A 15,946-nucleotide genomic window follows, 5' to 3' on the forward strand; every position below is an offset into this window, starting at 1 on the left:
CGCCCGGCCGCGCCGCCCGGCCACGGCCAGGGCGCGCTCTTCGACGCCCTGCCCGGCCCGCCGGGCCCGGGCATCGAGGCGCTGACCCGGGTGTACGCCGACCAGCTCGCCCGGATCGCCGCGACCGAGCACCCCGGCCGGTTCCGGCTGCTGGTCGCCGCCGAGTCGGCCGGCGCGCTGATCGCCGTGGAGATGGGTGCCGCCGGGTTGCCCTGGCGGGCCGAGGTGCACGACGAGATCCTCGCCGAGCTGCTGGGCGAGCCGTCCCCGGTCGGCGGCCCGCCCCGCCGGCTGGCCGAGCTGGCCGCCCGGATCGCCGATGTGTTCGGCGTACGCCAACTGCACGCCGACTCCCCGGCGGAGCTGTTGCGGGCGTTCGCCCGGGCCGGCGTGGAGCTGCCCAACACCCGCGCCTGGGTGCTGCGCGGGGTGGACCACCCGGCGGTGCCGCTGGTCCTGGAATACAAGGAGCTGTACCGGATCTGGACGGCGCACGGCTGGGCCTGGCGCGACGCCTGGGTGCGCGACGGGCGGTTCCAGCCGGAGTACGTCCCGGGCGGGGTGGTCTCCGGCCGGTGGGCCACCCGGGGCGGGGGCGCGCTGCAGATCCCCAAGGTGATCCGGCGGGCGGTGGTCGCCGACCCGGGCTGGCGGTTCGTGGTCGCCGACGCGGGCCAGTTGGAGCCGAGGGTGCTCGCCGCGGTCTCGGGCGACGCCCGGCTCGCCGCGGCCGGCGGCGCCGGCGACCTCTACGCCGCCCTCGCCCAGGACGCCTTCGCCGGTGACCGGGCCCGCGCCAAGGTGGCCCTGCTCGGGGCCATGTACGGACAGACCGGCGGGTCGGCGGTGCCTGCGCTGGCGGTGCTGCGGCGCAACTACCCGACCGCCTTCGGCTACGTCGAGGCGGCCGCCCGCACCGGCGAGGCCGGCGGGCTCGTGCGTTCCTGGCTGGGGCGCACCTGCCCGCCCGGCACGGCCGGGTTCGGCGACGGCGAGGAGGCCGACCCCGACGGCGGCGGCGACCCGCAGTCGCCGCGCGCCCGGGCGGCCCGGTCCCGGGGGCGGTTCACCCGCAACTTCGTCATCCAGGCCACCGCCGCCGAGTGGGCCTCGACCCTGCTGGCGACGCTGCGCGGCGGGCTCGCCGGCACCCGCGCCGAGCTGGTCTTCTTCCAGCACGACGAGGTGATCGTGCACTGTCCGGCGGAGCAGGCCGGCGCGGTCGCCGAGGCGGTCACCCGCGCCGGCGAGCGGGCCGCCGCCCTGCTCTTCGGCGACACCCCGGTCCGCTTCCCGCTGGACCTCTCCGTCGTCGACTGCTACGCGGACGCCGCGTGACGGGGCCCGGTCAGGAGACGGTGGAACACGTGGTCTTCACGAGCCTGGTCGGGGCCGGCGACCATCTGGCGTTCGCGTTGGCGCACCGGTGGACGGAGCGCCGCCTGCGGGAGAGCCGGCTGGGCTGGACGATCCTGCGCAACGGGCTCTACGCGGAGCTGTTCGGCCAGTTGGCAGCCCCCGTCGGCGGCGCGGTGACCGCCCCGTTCGGCGCGGGCGCGTTGGCGGCGGTGGCCCGGCAGGACCTGGCCGACGCGGCCGTGCGGGTGGCCGCCGACCCCGCCGCGCACCGCCACCGTACGTACGAGCTGACGGGGCCCGTCGCGCTCACGGCGGCCGGTCTCGCCGCCGCGCTGGAGGTGCCCTACCGTCCGGTGTCGCTGGGCGAGCGTCGTGCCGCGCTGGCGGGCCCGGGCCTGCTGCCCTTCCAGCCGGCGATGCTGATGTCGATCTACTCGGCCACGGCGGGCGGGTTCCTCGCCGAGACCCACGGCGACCTTGCCCGCCTGCTTCCGCGTCCACCCCGTGACCCGATGTCGGTCGCGGTCGCCGCGGCGAGGGCGTCGTCCTGACCGGCCGCACAGTCCGTGGCGGGCGATCCGGCGGGGTTGCCGGTTGGTAACAGTTGCACTATTTTCCCCTTTCGCCCCGCTACCCGGCTCGCCTCGTCCTCGTTGCTCCCGATGTCCGTACGACGGAGCGGGCCGTGCCTCGCGGCACGGCCCGCTCCATGGTGGAGGGGGCCCAGCTGAACCGGATCGCAGGAATGATCATCGCCGCGGGCGGGGGACGCCGCATCGGTGGCCCGGAGGCCCTGCTGCACCACGGGGAGAAGCCGCTGGTGGACCAGATGATCGACACGATGACCGAGGCGGGCTGCGAGCAGATCGTGGTCGTGCTGGGCGCGGCGGCCGACCAGGTCCGCGAGACGGCCGACCTGAGCCGGGCCACGGTGGTGATCAACCGGGCGTGGGGCACCGGCGTCGGCTCGTCCATCCGGGCCGGCCTGGCCGCGCTCGACGACGAGGGGATCGAGGCGGTCGTGGTCGTCCCGGTCGACATGCCCGGCCTCACCGCCGCCGCCGTCCGCCGGGTGACCGCGCTGCCGTACCCCGACGTGCTGGTCTGCGCCACGTACGCCGGGCTGCGCGGCTACCCGATGCTGTTCGGGCGCCGGCACTGGTCCGGCATCGCCACCCTGGCCAGCGCGGACGTCGGCGCCCGGCCCTACCTGCTGGCCCACAAGGACCAGATCGTCGACATCTCCTGCGACTCGGTCGCCGACGGCAGCCGGATCGACAGCCCGGAACTGATGGCGCTCTACGGGCTGACGGTCCCGCCCCAGCGGGTCGGCGTCTAGATGCCCCGCCCACCGGCGTCGGTGACTGTGCCTGGTCAGCGCCGGAAGGGGCGACCGTGAAGGCGTTGGTGTGGCAGGGCAGCAACGAGCTTGCCGTGACGCGGGTGCCGGATCCGCAGCTGCGCAACGAACAGGACATGATCGTCCAGGTGCGGAAGACCGCCACCTGCGGCTCGGACCTGCACCTGCTGGATGGCTACATCCCGTTCATGGAGCACGGTGACGTGCTGGGCCACGAGTTCCTCGGCGAGGTCGTCGAGGTCGGCCCGCAGGTACGCGAGCACAGGGTGGGCGACCGCGTGGTGGTCTGCTCCTTCGTCGCCTGCGGGCGCTGCTGGCACTGCCGGCAACAGCAGTTCTCGCTGTGCGACAACGGCAACACCAACCCGGCCGTCACCGAGGGCCGGTGGGGCTTTGCGCCGGGCGGATGCTACGGCTACTCGCACGCCCTGGGCGGTTTCGCGGGCAGCCACGCCGAGTACGTCCGCGTCCCCTACGCCGACCACGGGGCCTTCACGGTCCCGGACGGCGTCAGCGACGAGCGGGCCGTGTTCGCCTCCGACGCCGCCCCGACGGGTTGGATGGGCGCCGATCTCGGTGGCGTCAGGGCCGGCGACGTGGTCGCCGTCTGGGGCGCCGGCGCGGTCGGACAGCTGGCAGCACGCGCAGCCGTCCTGCTCGGCGCGGAGCGCGTCATCGTGATCGACCGGATGGAGTACCGGTTGCGGATGGCGCGGGACCACCTGGGGGTGGAGACGCTCAACCACCAGACCCAGGACGTCGGCGGTGAACTGCGGGAACGCAGTGGCGGACGCGGACCCGACGTGTGCATCGAGGCCGTCGGCACGCAGGCCCGCAGCAGCGGCCCGCAGTTCCTGTTCGACCAGGTCAAGCAGCAGTTGCGCCTCGAATCGGAGCGTCCCGTCGCCGCCCGCGAGGCGATCCACCACTGCCGCAAGGGCGGAAGCGTGTTCCTCCTCGGCGGCTACGCCGGCCCGGTCGACAAGTTCCCGCTCGGGGCCGTGACGAACAAGGGCCTCACCCTGCGCGGCGCCCGGCAGCACGGACAGCGCTACATTCCGATGCTGCTGGAGCGCATGGCCCGCGGCGACCTCGTCACCGAACACCTCGCGACCCACACCATGCCGCTCGCCGACGCCCCGCAGGGCTACCACCTGTTCAGGAACAGGCTCGACGGTTGCGTACGGGTCGTCTTCGAGCCGGCAGGGTGACCGCGACCGCCGAAGCGGGCCGGCGCACCGCCGCTCACCCGGGCGCCAGGCGTGACGTCGCTCCTGCCCGTCGGCGACGTGCCCCGCGTCAGGCGGGGACGCACGACGGGCGGTCCTTCCGATAGCGTCGGCGGGCGCGGCGCGGCGCCGCTCGCCGACGCGGGCCGGGGGAGTCCGCAACCGGGGAGGTTCCATGATCGGCACGGTGGCCCGGTACGTCGCCGGGGCGGTGACCGCCTGGCTGGTGTTCGTCGTCGAGGCGGTGGTCTGCTACCTGGCGCTGTTCGTGTTGGCGCTGGTCACGGGTGCTCCCCTGGGCAGTCCGGTGGCCGGGCCGTTCTGGGTGCTGGTCGCCGCCCTGCTGGGTGCCGCGCTCGTGCCGCTGGCGGTGGCGCCGGCCGTCGTGATCGCCGACGCCGCCGCGAGCCGCCGCGGGCCGGTGGCCCGCACGCTGGTGGCCTGCGCCGTCGCCGCGGTGATCGTCGGGCTGTACGTCGGCGGCGTCGCGGCGGTCACGGAGACGGCCGTCGCCGACGCGGCGCTGGCCTGGCCGCTCACGACGGCGGCGCTGCTCTGCCCCGTCGTGGCCTACGCCGCCGTCGTGCACGGCTCGCCGGCCGCGACCCGGTTCCTCGCCCGCTGGCGCCGCACCGGCCCGTCCGACACCGTGCCCGCCCAGCCGTCGCCCGGCGGCTCCGAGGGCCCGGTGCCGGCGGCCCGCCGGGCCGACCACGCCGACCGGCCCTGACGGTGACCGGCGTGCCGGACCGTCCACCGGCCGACCTGGTCCCCGCCGGCGTGCCGGCCGAGCAGCTCATCCACAACACGCTCAACGGGGTGACCGGCGGCATCTGGCGCACCTGCCGGGACGGACAAGCGGCTGTGCTGAAGCTGGTCACCCCGCCCGGCCGCCCCGGCCCGGCGCACTGGGCCGGCAGCGACGAGCCAGGGCATTGGAACTACTGGCGACGCGAGGTCGAGGCGTACCGCAGCGGCCTGGCCACCGCCGCGTACGCCGACGCGGGGCTGGCCGCGCCGACGCCGCTGGCGGTCGACGACCGGCCGGACGGCTCGGTGGCGCTGTGGCTGGCCGAGGCGACCGGCCGGCCGGGCATCGCCTGCACGCCTGTCGACCTCGGCGAGGTTGCCGCCCGGCTCGGCGCAGGACACGCCCGCTGGCTGGGCGATCCCGAGGCGCGGGACCTGCTGCCGGGCGGCCGGGTGCCGGACTGGCTGGCGCGGGACTGGCTGCGGGACTACACGCTCACCCGGCCGGTGGCCGCCCCGGTGCCGTGGGAGCACCCGGTCGCCGTCGCCGCCTGGCCGCGCCCCCTGCGCGACGCCCTGCGCGCGCTGTGGGAGCGGCGGCACGAGGTGCTGGCGGCCACCGACGCGCTGCCCCGCACGCTCTGTCACCACGACTGCTGGCCGATGAACCTGGTGTTCGGCGACGGCGGTCCGGTGCTGCTGGACTGGTCGGGCGTCGGGCCGGGGCCGCTCGGCGAGGACGCGGCGAACCTGGTACTCGACACCGTCCTCGACGGGCTGGTCGACGTCTCCCTGCTCGACGAGGTGGCCGCCACGGTGGTCGACCGCTACGTCGAGGGGCTGCGCGGCGCCGTCGCACCGGCCGTGGTCGTCCGGGCCGTCCGGCTCACCGGGGCGGCCAAGTACTTCTGGCTGGCGCCGATGATGCTCGGCCGGCTCGGCCGGACCGCGATCAGCGGGACGTACGACGGGCGTGACGAGGCGGAGATGATGGCCGGCCGCCGGCCGGTGCTGGAGTTGCTGGCGCGCTGGGCCGCCGAGGCGCTGTCCTGACAGCCCGGGGGGTCGCTCAGCCCTCGATGTTGAAACGCTGCAACACCGACGGGGCGACCAGCCCGAGCGCGGCGAGCACCGAGACCGCCGTCAGTACGGCCCGGACGACGATCACCTCGGTCTTGCTGCCGGCCCGCAGGGCGATCTTGTTCGGCAGGCCGATCGGCGTCCACATCCGACGTTTGATCGGGATCGGCCACAGGATCGGCACGCCCGCCCGGGTGATCATGTCGCCGAGGATGTGCACGAAGCAGCCCACGCCGACGGCGGTGCCGATCAGCGGGTAGCCCCGGTCGCCGGGCAGGTTGGCGAAGGTGAACCAGGCAGCCCCGGCCGACGCGAGGGTCACGATGACCCAGCCGGCCCGCTCCGCCCACTTGTCGAACAGCCCGCGCAGGGCCAGCCCGAACATGAAGAACAGGATGCCGATCACCGCCCACTTGCCGTACGCGGCGCAGAGCGTGGTGGTGCCCCAGCCGACCAGCAGGGTGAACGGGATGGTGTGGGTCAGCGTCCGGTGGCCGTTGTTGCGGCGGGGGTCCTTGCTGAGCTTGGTCGCGTAGTAGACCCCGAGCGAGATCTTCTCCATCACCTCGGCGATGAAGAGCGAGAACACGCCGAAGGTGCGGGCGACGGTGGCCCCGCCCTGGTTGCGGGTCACCTTGCCGGACAGGTCGAGGTCGGGGAAGAGCGCCCCGCCGGCGCAGACCGCGGTGCCGACGGCGAGCTCCAGCGGGGTCTGGTGGTAGTTGGCGAAGTGGTCCAGCGCCCAGGACCCGGTCAGCCACACCGCCGCGCCGGACAGCGCGTGGGACGGTCCCATCATGTCGGCTCGCCCTCCCCAGGGATCTTGAGCGCCAAAACTACGCCACTGTAGTTCGCCGCCGTGGCGCAGGGCATCACCCGGACGGTCCACAGAGGGTGGTGCCGGGGAGGGGGTGCCGGTCGATGCCGGGCCACCAGGAAGTATCGCGTGCCGACGGGCGGGCAGGGCCGTTCTGTCGGCCACCGGACGGCGTGTCGCGCGGGGGTGGGGTGGCACGCCGTCCGGTGCGGTGCCGGCCGGTTCAGCAGGCGGCGCCGCCGACCGCGAGGAGGTTTCCCTCGGGGATGGTGATCTTCGGCCGGGGCTCGCCGAGCCGGGCGGCGGCCTGCCGGGCCCGCGCCGGGCCGTGCTCGCGGCGGGCGGTCGCGTACGTGCCGGTGGTCCGGGCCGCGATGGTGGCCCAGCCGTACCGCCGGCCGACCATGGTGCGGGCCCGCCGGGCCACCCGTCGGGCGAAGACCTCGTCGCCGATGAGCCGGTCGACCGCGCCGGCGAGGGCGTCCGGGTCGCTGTGCGGGAAGGTCACGCCGGTCACGCCCGGCTCGACGATCTCCGCGAGGCCGCCGGTGCGGGCCACCGCGAGGGGCGCGCCGGCCGCCGCCGCCTCCAGGGCCACCATCCCGAAGGGCTCGTAGAGGCTGGGGACCACGGTCGCGTCGGTGGCGCCGAGCAGCGCCGGGAGCTGGGTCGAGTCCAGGAAGCCGGCGAAGCGCACGGTCTGCCCGAGCGCGAGCCGGCGGGCCTCCTCCTCCAACTCGGCGCGGTAGGGGCCGTCGCCCGCGATCACCACCCGCAGCCCGGGGTGCCGGTCGCGCAGGTGCGGCACGGCGTGCACCAGGTGCTGCACGCCCTTCTCGTAGACCAGCCGGCCGGCGTACCCGACGAGAGGGCCGTCCCCGGCGAACCGGGCGCGGGCCGAGGCGACCGCCCCGGGGCGCGCCCGCCAGGCCCGGTCGTCGACCCCGTTGGGCACCACGTCGATCCGGTCGGCCGGCAGGTCGAAGAGCGTGGCGACCTGCTCGCGCATGTAGCCGGAGCAGGCGATCACCCGGGCGGAGGCGTTGCTCAGCCAGTGCTCGACGCCGTGGATGGTGCGGTTCAGCTCCTCCGGCAGCCAGCCCTGGTGCCGGCCGGCCTCGGTGGCGTGGATGGTGCTGACCAGCGGCAGGTCCAGGTGCTCGGCGAGCGTGACGGCGGTGTGCGCGACGAGCCAGTCGTGGGCGTGGATCACGTCGTACGAGCCGGCCCCGGTGGCCCGCAGGGCGGCCCGGGTCAGCGTGTGGTTGAACGCCATCGTCCAGGCGAGCAGGGAGGAGGTGGCCAGCGGGAAGGTCACCGGGTCCTCGGCGGCGCGCAGGATGCGGACACCGTCGGCGTACTCCTCGAGGGGCGCGCCGTCGGCGTGCCGGGTGACGACGGTGACCTCGTGCCCGGCGGCGGCCAGGGCCACCGACAGGGCGTGCACGTGCCGGCCGAGCCCGCCCACGAGCACGGGCGGGTACTCCCAGGAGAGCATCAGCACCCGCTGCTGCCGGGCGGGGTGGATGTCGATCACGTCGGCGTCAGGTGACATGCGGCCCCCTCTGAGTTGTCTCCGAGCGCGCGTGCCGGCATCGCGGAGGGTGCCCGTCGGGTGTCGCGACCGGATCGGCACCCATCCTCCTGGCGGCTGGCTAACCAGCGGAGACGCCGCCGTTGCGGTCGTGTAAAGCGCTACCGGCGGGTGCGGCGCACGCGCAGCACCTCGGCGACCGACCACGCCTGGAACGGGCAGCCGGTCGCGCCGTGCGGCGGGAGGCCGTCGGCCGTCTCGCTCACCGATCCCAGCCCGTATTCGGTCAGATGAGCTTCGATGCCCACGAAAAGGTCGTCAACCGGCAGCTTGGCCCGCCGGGCCGCGTCGGCGTACGGGCCGAGCAGCCAGGGCCACACGGTGCCCTGGTGGTAGGCGCCGTCCCGCTCGGCCGGCCCGCCCCGGTGCCGCCCGACGAACTCCGGCGAGTCGGGGGAGAGGCTGCGCGGGCCCAGCGGGGTGAGCAGGCCGCCGGCGACCCGGCGCAGCGTGGGCTCGTCGGGCTCCAGCGGGGCGTACGGCAGCGACCAGGCCAGCAACTGGTTGGGGCGCAGCAGGTCGTCGTCGTGGTGCGCGGCACCGCCCAGCGGGTACGCCGGCGCGGGCGCGTCCACCACGTCGTGCAGCCAGCCCGCCGGGGCGGGAAACCGGTCCCGGAACGCGGCGACGGCCCGCTCGTGCAGCCGCCACAGGTCGGTCGCGTCCCGCCCGGCCAGCCCGGTCAGCTCGGCGAGGCCGGCCAGCCCGTTGACCCACAGCGCGTTGACCTCCACCGGCTTGCCGGTACGCGGCGTGACCGGCACCCCGTGCACCCGGGCGTCCATCCAGGTCAGCGCCGTGCCCGGGGTGCCGCCCTGGGTGACCAGCCCGTCGGCCGGGTCGACGGCGATGCCGAACCGGGTGCCGGCCAGGTGCGCGTCGACCACCCCGCGCAGAGCGGGCAGCAGTTCGTCGCCGAGGTCGGTGTCGCCGGTGACGGTGACGTGCCGGCTCACCGCGTGCAGGAACCACAGCGTCGCGTCGACGGTGTTGTACTCCACCCGGCCGGTGTCGGCGGTGTTGGCGAGCATCCCCTCCGACAGCGTCGCCGCGTACGCCCGCAGCAGCTCGCGGCCCTCGTCGGCCCGGTTGGTGCAGAGGAACAGCCCCTCGTAGGAGATCATCGTGTCCCGCGACCAGGCGCCGAACCACGGGTAGCCGGCCACCACGTCCGGCCCGGTGCCGGTGCGGATCACGAAGGCGTCCGCGGCCAGCGCGAGCGTCGCCTCGACCGGGTCCGCCGGCGTCGCCGCCGCCACGACCCGCCGGTTGCGGGCCCGGGCCCCCGCCACCACCTCGGTCGCCGGCGGCGGCTCCTGCGCCAGGTCGCCGGCCCAGGCGAGCACCGACACCGTGTCGCCCGGCCCGCCCAGCTCCCCCGAGAAGCGACCGGCGTACCAGAGATCCTCGTCGGGGTGCAGGCCGCGCGCCGCCTCCTCGCGGTGGTGCGCGCCGTGCCACCACTGGCCCTCCGGCGTCCAGTCCGGCCCGGCGAGCCGGAACCCGCCCTCCACCACCGCCCCGCCCGGCACCGGCTCCACCCGCGGGGCCGGCCCGTCGGCGCGGCGCTCGCCGTGCGCGTCCCGCCAGGTGCAGGCCGCCGCCAGTTCCAGCCGCACCGGCCCGCCGGAGACGAGCCGGTGCACCACCGCCACGCACGGGCGGCCGTGCGTCATCGCCAGCTCGCGCTCGATCACCACGTCGCCGACCCGCCAGCGCCACCGGGGCAGGCCGTCGGTCAGGTCGAACCGCTCCAGCAGCTCGAAGCCGCGCGGGTCGACGTCGCCGGAGGCCCACTCGTGCGCGCCCAGGCGCACCCGCGCGCCGGAGGGGAGGACCACCGCCGGGTCCAGGCTGACCAGTCCCACCCGCCGGGACGCCGGCCTCTCACCGGCCACCACCAGCAGGCCGTGGTAGCGGCGGGTCCGCAGGCCGCTGACGGTGCCCATGGCGTACCCGCCGAGGCCGTCGGTGACCAGCCACTCCCGGGTCGCCCCGCCGGTCAGGTCGCCGCACACCTGCGGGCCAAAGCTAATGTCGATCAACTTTCCTCCACCGGCCGCGGCGTGCGACGGACCACGACGAGAATGGCCCGTGTGGTGAAGTCCCCCGGCGGCGTCGAAGATGTGCGAGTGATCACCGACGTGCCGCCCCCCGACGACCGCGCGCCCGACCCCGAACGACTCCGGCTGGCTCAGGCCGACGCCGGGGAGCAGGACTGGCGCGCATGGGGTCCCTATCTGTCCGAACGGGCGTGGGGGACGGTACGGGAGGACTACAGCGAGCACGGTACGGCCTGGGACTACTTCCCGCACGACCACGCGCGGTCCCGAGCCTACCGGTGGAGCGAGGACGGGATGGCCGGCGTCTGCGACGACCGGCAGACGTTCTGCTTCGCCCTCGCCCTGTGGAACGGCAAGGACCCGATCCTCAAGGAGCGGATGTTCGGCCTCGGCGGCGACGGCGGCAACCACGGGGAGGACGCCAAGGAGTACTGGTGGTACGAGGACTCCACGCCCACCCACTCGTGGATGCGCTGGCGGTACCACTACCCGCAGGCCGCCTTCCCGTACGACGAGCTGGTCGCGGTCAACGCCCTGCGCGGCCGGGACGACACCGAGTACGAGCTGGTCGACACCGGCATCTTCGACGACGACCGGTACTGGGCGGTGACCGTCGACTACGCCAAGGCAACCCCGACGGACATGTGCATCGTCGTCACGGTCGCCAACCGGGGCGACCGGGCGGCCACCCTGCACGTGCTGCCCACCCTCTGGTTCCGTAACACCTGGGCGTGGGGGCTGCCCGGCTGCGACCGGGTGCCTCGGCTGGTCGGGGAGGGGTCGCGGCTGGTGGGGGAGCACCGGGTGCTCGGCCAGCTGCTGCTGGAGGGCGACGGCGAGCCCACGCCGCTGCTCTGCGACAACGACAGCAACGCCGAGCGGCTCTGGGGGCTGCGCAGCCGGTCCCGCTACCCGAAGGACGGCATCAACGACCACGTCGTGGACGGGGCCGCGACGGTCAACCCGGCCCGGGAGGGCACCAAGGGCGCGCTGCACTACGTGCTGGACGTGCCGGCCGGCGCGCAGCGGCGGATCCGGCTGCGGCTGACCCGTACCGCCCCGCCGCCGGGCGGCACCCCGCCCCCGCCGGCGGACCTCGGCGACGGCTTCGACGCGGTGGTCTGGGCCCGGCGGGCGGAGGCGAACCGGTTCTTCGCCGGCGTGATCCCGGCCGCGGCGACCCCGGACGAGGCCCTGGTCGCCCGGCAGGCGATCGCCGGGCTGATGTGGGGCAAGCAGTTCTACCACTTCGACGTCAAGCGCTGGCTGGAGGGCGATCCCGGGTCCGCGCCACCGCCCGGTCGCCGACACGGGCGCAACAGCGCCTGGTGGCACATGAGCAGCTTCGACGTGATCTCCATGCCGGACCCGTGGGAGTACCCCTGGTACGCGGCCTGGGACCTGGCCTTCCACTGCGTCAGCATCGCCCGGGTCGACCCCGGCTTCGCCAAGGCGCAGCTGCTGCTCCTGCTCCGCGAGTGGTACCTGCACCCCAACGGGCAGATCCCGGCGTACGAGTGGGCGTTCGGCGACGTGAACCCGCCGGTGCACGCCTGGGCGGCGCTCAAGGTGTTCGAGATCGACGGCAGCCGGGACCACGATTTCCTGGCCCGGGCGATGCACAAGCTGCTGCTCAACTTCACCTGGTGGGTCAACCGCAAGGACACCGGCGGCAACAACGTCTTCGAGGGCGGCTTCCTCGGGCTGGACAACGTCGGCCCGTTCGACCGTTCGGCGGCGCTGCCCGTGGCGGGGGTGCTGGAGCAGTCCGACGGCACCGGCTGGATGGCCATGTACGCCCTCAACCTGCTCGACATCGCGATCGTGCTGGCCGAGCACGACCGCACCTGGGTCGACACCGCCACCAAGTTCTTCGAGCACTTCGCCTACATCGCGGCCGCCGCGTACGAGCAGGGCCTGTGGGACGACGAGGACGCGTTCTTCTACGACGTGCTGCGGCTCGCCGACGGCACGAAGGTGCCGCTGAAGGTCCGCTCGGTGGTGGGGCTGCTGCCGCTGGCCGCCACCACCCGGCTCACCGCGCGTACCCTGCACCGGCTGCCCGAGCTGGGCGCCCGGCTGCGCTGGTTCCTCACCAACCGCCCCGAGTACGCCGACGTGGTCGGCGCCCGGCGGCTCGGCCCGGACGGCCGCCAGCACCGGCTGCTGTCCATGGTCGGCCCGGAGCAGATCGTCCCGCTGCTGGCCCGGATGCTCGACCCCGACGAGTTCCTCTCCGAGTACGGCCTGCGGACGCTGTCCCGGGCCCACCTGGACAAGCCGTTCTCGGTGACCCTCGGCGGCCAGGAGTTCAGCGTCGGCTACGAGCCGGCCGAGTCGACCAGTGGCCTGTTCGGGGGCAACTCCAACTGGCGCGGCCCGATCTGGATGCCGACGAACTTCCTGCTGATCAGCGCGCTACGCGACTACGCCACGTTCTTCGGCGACGACCTGCAGGTGGAGTACCCGACCCGCTCGGGGGTGAAGCGGACGCTCGACGAGATCGCCGACGACCTCTCCGCGCGGCTGATCTCGCTGTTCACCCGCGACGGCTGGGGCCGGCGGCCAATCTACGGCGCCGCCCAGCTCTTCCAGACCCACCCGGACTGGCGGGACCTGATCTGCTTCCCGGAGTACTTCCACGGCGACAACGGGGCGGGCCTGGGCGCCTGGCACCAGACGGGCTGGACGGCGCTGGTCGCCGACCTGATCCTCACCCTGCGCCGCTGACCGGGCGGCGCCCCGGGCACCCGTCAAGGCCCGGCGGAACCCGGATGACCGCGTCGGCGGAGGGCAGTACCGTGGCGCCGGCCGCCAACGGGAGGGAAAGCAATGGCAGACACGACGCGCCGGCGCGGCCGGCAGGTGCTCGTCTTCGACGCCGACGACACGCTCTGGGAGAACAACATCCTGTTCGAGCGGGTGATCGACGACTTCCTGGAGTGGCTGGACCACCCCACGCTCGACCGCGCCGAGACCCGCGCCATCCTGGACGACATCGAGCGGGCCAACACGGTCGCGCACGGCTACGGCAGCAAGGTCTTCCTGCGCAGCCTGGCCGAGTGCCTGGAGCGGCTGCGCCAGCGGCCCGCCACGGAGGCCGAGCGGCGCGAGATCGAGGGTCTGGCGGCGGCGCTGGCCGATCACCGGGTGGAGCTGATGCCGGGGGTGGCCGAGGCGCTGGACGACCTGGCCGGCCGGCACGAGCTGTTGCTGCTGACCAAGGGCGAGCCCGAGGACCAGCAGCGCAAGCTCGACGCCTCCGGGCTGCTGCACCACTTCCGGGCCGCCCACATCGTGCCGGAGAAGGACGTCGACACCTACCGGTGGCTGACCCGGGAGCACGACATCGACCCGGCCGTCGCCTGGATGATCGGCAACTCCCCGAAGTCCGACATCCTGCCCGCCCGCGCCGCCGGCATGAACGCCGTGTTCATCCCCAACGACAACACCTGGGTGCTGGAGCACGCCGAGTTGGACCCGGCCGACCGGGGCGTGCTGCGGCTGTCCGCGTTCCCCGAACTGCTGCTCCACTTCTGAGCCGTACGCTGGTCGCGGGCAGCGGCGCGAGGACCGCGGCACGGTGGTCGCCTCGACGGGGAACAGCGCTGGTCCGGGGGGCCGCGTTACGTCGACATGCCGCTTTTTCACCTTGACATCAATCACGCTCGCTCGGACCCGGTTCGTCCTTGTCCGGCCCGCGGACGCGCGCCTAACCTGATCCGGCGCTCACGGCTCGTCGGGGTGAGTCGGGGGCGCGCCGAAGTCCGGTAGTTGGGCACCGTGGAGCTGAGTGCAGGCGGCAGGCTCGCCGTGGTGAGCCCGGCGTGGGCGGCGTGCCACGCCCGCGCGCTCATTCGGTGATGTCCGCTACCACGCCGGACGGCTGGGGGTCAGGATCGGGGAGTTGCGGACCCGGTCCTGACCCGCCCCCGGCGGACAGACCTCTCAGGAGACCTCGCCGCGCACGATCGCCACCGCCACCCGGCAGAACTCGTCCATGTCCGGCTGGAATCCGGCCGCGATGTCGGGGTGCAGGCCGCCGCGCGTCTCGTCGAGCAGCCGCTGGCAGACCTGCTCGACCGGCTCACCGGCGTAGCTGGCCCGGACCCGTTCCGTCGCGGCCTGCAGCGCCGAGGTCAGCTGGTCCTCCAGCGGGCCGCGCAGCTTCTGCTGCACGGGATCGAGCCCGCGAGGGTCCAGCGTGACATGTGGCTCCGACATCGGCGCTCCCTTCGTCGGCGTCCGCGGTACCCCACCACGGCCGTCGGTCAAACCACGTTCGGTGCGGCGGCGACCCGCACCTGGTACGAGAATTCCTCGGCCGGTTCCTCCACGTACGACAGCCGGCGGATCTGCCGGTCGTCGTCGTAGAGGGCGACGTCCACGAGGACGCCGAGGTGCGCCAGGCCGATGCTGGCCACCCGCTTCTTGTCCTGGAGCACCGCGCACACCCCGCCGAGCAGGGTGCTGGCGTCGGAGGTGCGGTGCCCCGGCGGGCAGCGCAGCACGAGGTCCACCTCGACCGGCCCCGACAGCGGGGTCCAGCCGGTGCGCTGGGCCGCCTCGCAGGCCGCCAGGAGCAGGGCGCGGACCCTCGTCGCCTGCCGGTGCCCGGCGGCGAAGATGGACAGCGCCTCGGTCTTGACCGGTGGCAGGCCGCTCACCTCGAACGTCAGGGCGAGAGCGCGGGTGTCCTGCACGACGGCACCTCCTCGTTGGGGACGATCCTGCCCAACCGGTGGAGCGGTGCAGGGGAGTTCCCGCGAGAACCAACCGATCGGACAGGATGGGGTCGGCCGGAGGCGTGTCGACGTCGGCGGCGAACGCGCTGGCTGCGGAGCTACGGAAACGTTAGTCGACCGGCCGGCCGCTCGGTAGCTCCACGTTCACGGGGTGGGACGCGGCGCGAAGGCGCAGAACTCGTTGCCCTCGGGGTCGGCCAGGACCCACCAGCGGACCGCGTCGTCGGGCTCGCGCAGCAGCGTCGCGCCGGCCCGGAGCAGCGCGGTCGGCTCCGGGTCGGTCAGGTCGACGTCCCAGTGCATCCGGTTCTTGACCGTCTTGCGCTCCGGCACGGGGTCGAAGACCCACCAGTCCCACGGGAAGCCGGCGGCGCCCACGACCGAGGCCGCGCCCGCGTCGCCGGCCTCGACCTTGCCGCCCGTCACCCCGGCCCACCAGGCGGCCTGAGCAGCCGGGTCGGCCGCGTCGACGATCAGCTCGAACGGCCCGGGCCGGGTGCCCTCGCGGGGCGGGAACGCGCAGAACAGGTTGCCGTCGGGGTCGGCCAGCACCCACCAGCCGATCTCCGCGTCCGGCTCACGCACCAGCCGGGCGCCGGCCGCCAGCAGCGCCGCCGGGTCCGCCTCGGCCAGGCGCACGTCCAGGTGTACGCGGGTCTTGACCGTACGCGGCTCGGGCACCTGGTTGACCCAGATCGACTCGGCACCGGACCGGGCGGCCCGGGGGTCGACCCGGGTGTCCCCGTCGCCGAGGTCCACCGCGTCGCCGTCGAGCACCCGCGCCCAGAAGGCCCCCGTCTCGCGGGGGTCGTCGGCGTCCAGGCAGAGGTCCTTGAAACTCGCGATCACGCCCCCATCATCCCGCCCCACCCCGCCCGACCCGCCCCGCCACGCCCGCTCCGCCGACCAGTCCGCCTCTCCGCCCCAGCCTCCATCCGCCCCGTTGATC

At 74.5% G+C, this 15,946-nt stretch carries 14 protein-coding genes; 8 read left to right on the plus strand and 6 right to left on the minus strand.

Going from position 1 to position 15,946, the window contains the following annotated elements; translation table 11 throughout:
- From AB0L34_RS12030 to AB0L34_RS12055, 6 genes are all read left to right on the plus strand, one after another.
- A partial coding sequence (locus tag AB0L34_RS12030) for a bifunctional 3'-5' exonuclease/DNA polymerase (RefSeq protein ID WP_363704210.1) occupies nt 1-1,338 on the plus strand: 1,338 nt, incomplete at its 5' end.
- A gap of 29 nt (nt 1,339-1,367) precedes the next feature.
- Nucleotides 1,368-1,910 carry a hypothetical protein gene (locus AB0L34_RS12035; RefSeq protein ID WP_363704212.1) on the plus strand — a complete coding sequence of 181 codons (543 nt, stop codon included), beginning with the start codon at nt 1,368-1,370 and terminating at the stop codon, nt 1,908-1,910.
- Between the two features lie 194 nt (nt 1,911-2,104).
- A complete protein-coding gene (locus AB0L34_RS12040) occupies nt 2,105-2,698 on the plus strand; it encodes a nucleotidyltransferase family protein (RefSeq protein ID WP_363704288.1) in 594 nt (197 codons plus the stop codon).
- 56 nt (nt 2,699-2,754) lie between these two features.
- Nucleotides 2,755-3,930 (plus strand): zinc-dependent alcohol dehydrogenase, encoded by a 1,176-nt coding sequence (locus tag AB0L34_RS12045; RefSeq protein WP_363704214.1) that lies wholly within the window; start codon nt 2,755-2,757, stop codon nt 3,928-3,930.
- Between the two features lie 193 nt (nt 3,931-4,123).
- Complete coding sequence (locus AB0L34_RS12050) at nt 4,124-4,678, plus strand: hypothetical protein (RefSeq protein WP_363704216.1); 555 nt, start codon at nt 4,124-4,126, stop codon at nt 4,676-4,678.
- 11 nt (nt 4,679-4,689) lie between these two features.
- Nucleotides 4,690-5,751: a phosphotransferase gene (locus AB0L34_RS12055; RefSeq protein ID WP_363704218.1), complete on the plus strand. Its 1,062-nt coding sequence runs from the start codon at nt 4,690-4,692 to the stop codon at nt 5,749-5,751.
- A 16-nt stretch (nt 5,752-5,767) separates the two neighbouring features.
- Here the strand turns inward: AB0L34_RS12055 and AB0L34_RS12060 are convergent, their stop codons facing one another.
- The 3 genes from AB0L34_RS12060 to AB0L34_RS12070 form a co-directional block, all read right to left on the minus strand.
- Nucleotides 5,768-6,577, minus strand: a complete 810-nt coding sequence (locus AB0L34_RS12060; RefSeq protein ID WP_350711186.1) for a metal-dependent hydrolase — start codon at nt 6,575-6,577, stop codon at nt 5,768-5,770.
- A gap of 241 nt (nt 6,578-6,818) precedes the next feature.
- The gene (locus tag AB0L34_RS12065; RefSeq protein WP_363704220.1) at nt 6,819-8,150 is read right to left on the minus strand and encodes a glycosyltransferase family 4 protein; all 1,332 of its coding nucleotides are present in this window, start codon (nt 8,148-8,150) and stop codon (nt 6,819-6,821) included.
- Between the two features lie 140 nt (nt 8,151-8,290).
- Nucleotides 8,291-10,234 carry an amylo-alpha-1,6-glucosidase gene (locus AB0L34_RS12070; protein ID WP_363704222.1) on the minus strand — a complete coding sequence of 648 codons (1,944 nt, stop codon included), beginning with the start codon at nt 10,232-10,234 and terminating at the stop codon, nt 8,291-8,293.
- A gap of 42 nt (nt 10,235-10,276) precedes the next feature.
- Between AB0L34_RS12070 and AB0L34_RS12075 the strand changes: the two genes are divergently transcribed.
- Entirely contained in the window at nt 10,277-12,982 is a 2,706-nt protein-coding gene (locus AB0L34_RS12075; RefSeq protein WP_363704224.1) for a glucosidase, read from the plus strand.
- 102 nt (nt 12,983-13,084) lie between these two features.
- Nucleotides 13,085-13,792, plus strand: coding sequence for an HAD family hydrolase (locus tag AB0L34_RS12080; RefSeq protein WP_363704226.1), 708 nt, complete (start codon nt 13,085-13,087; stop codon nt 13,790-13,792).
- A 408-nt stretch (nt 13,793-14,200) separates the two neighbouring features.
- Here the strand turns inward: AB0L34_RS12080 and AB0L34_RS12085 are convergent, their stop codons facing one another.
- The 3 genes from AB0L34_RS12085 to AB0L34_RS12095 all read right to left on the minus strand — a co-directional run bounded on the left by AB0L34_RS12085 (nt 14,201) and on the right by AB0L34_RS12095 (nt 15,846).
- Nucleotides 14,201-14,476, minus strand: coding sequence for a hypothetical protein (locus AB0L34_RS12085; protein ID WP_350684079.1), 276 nt, complete (start codon nt 14,474-14,476; stop codon nt 14,201-14,203).
- Between the two features lie 47 nt (nt 14,477-14,523).
- A complete protein-coding gene (locus tag AB0L34_RS12090) occupies nt 14,524-14,955 on the minus strand; it encodes a hypothetical protein (protein WP_357458908.1) in 432 nt (143 codons plus the stop codon).
- 186 nt (nt 14,956-15,141) lie between these two features.
- Nucleotides 15,142-15,846 carry a VOC family protein gene (locus AB0L34_RS12095; RefSeq protein ID WP_363704228.1) on the minus strand — a complete coding sequence of 235 codons (705 nt, stop codon included), beginning with the start codon at nt 15,844-15,846 and terminating at the stop codon, nt 15,142-15,144.
- Between the last annotated feature and the right edge of the window lie 100 nt (nt 15,847-15,946).

The sequence above is a fragment of the Micromonospora sp. NPDC052213 genome, from assembly GCF_040679695.1.
Lineage (GTDB): Bacteria > Actinomycetota > Actinomycetes > Mycobacteriales > Micromonosporaceae > Micromonospora.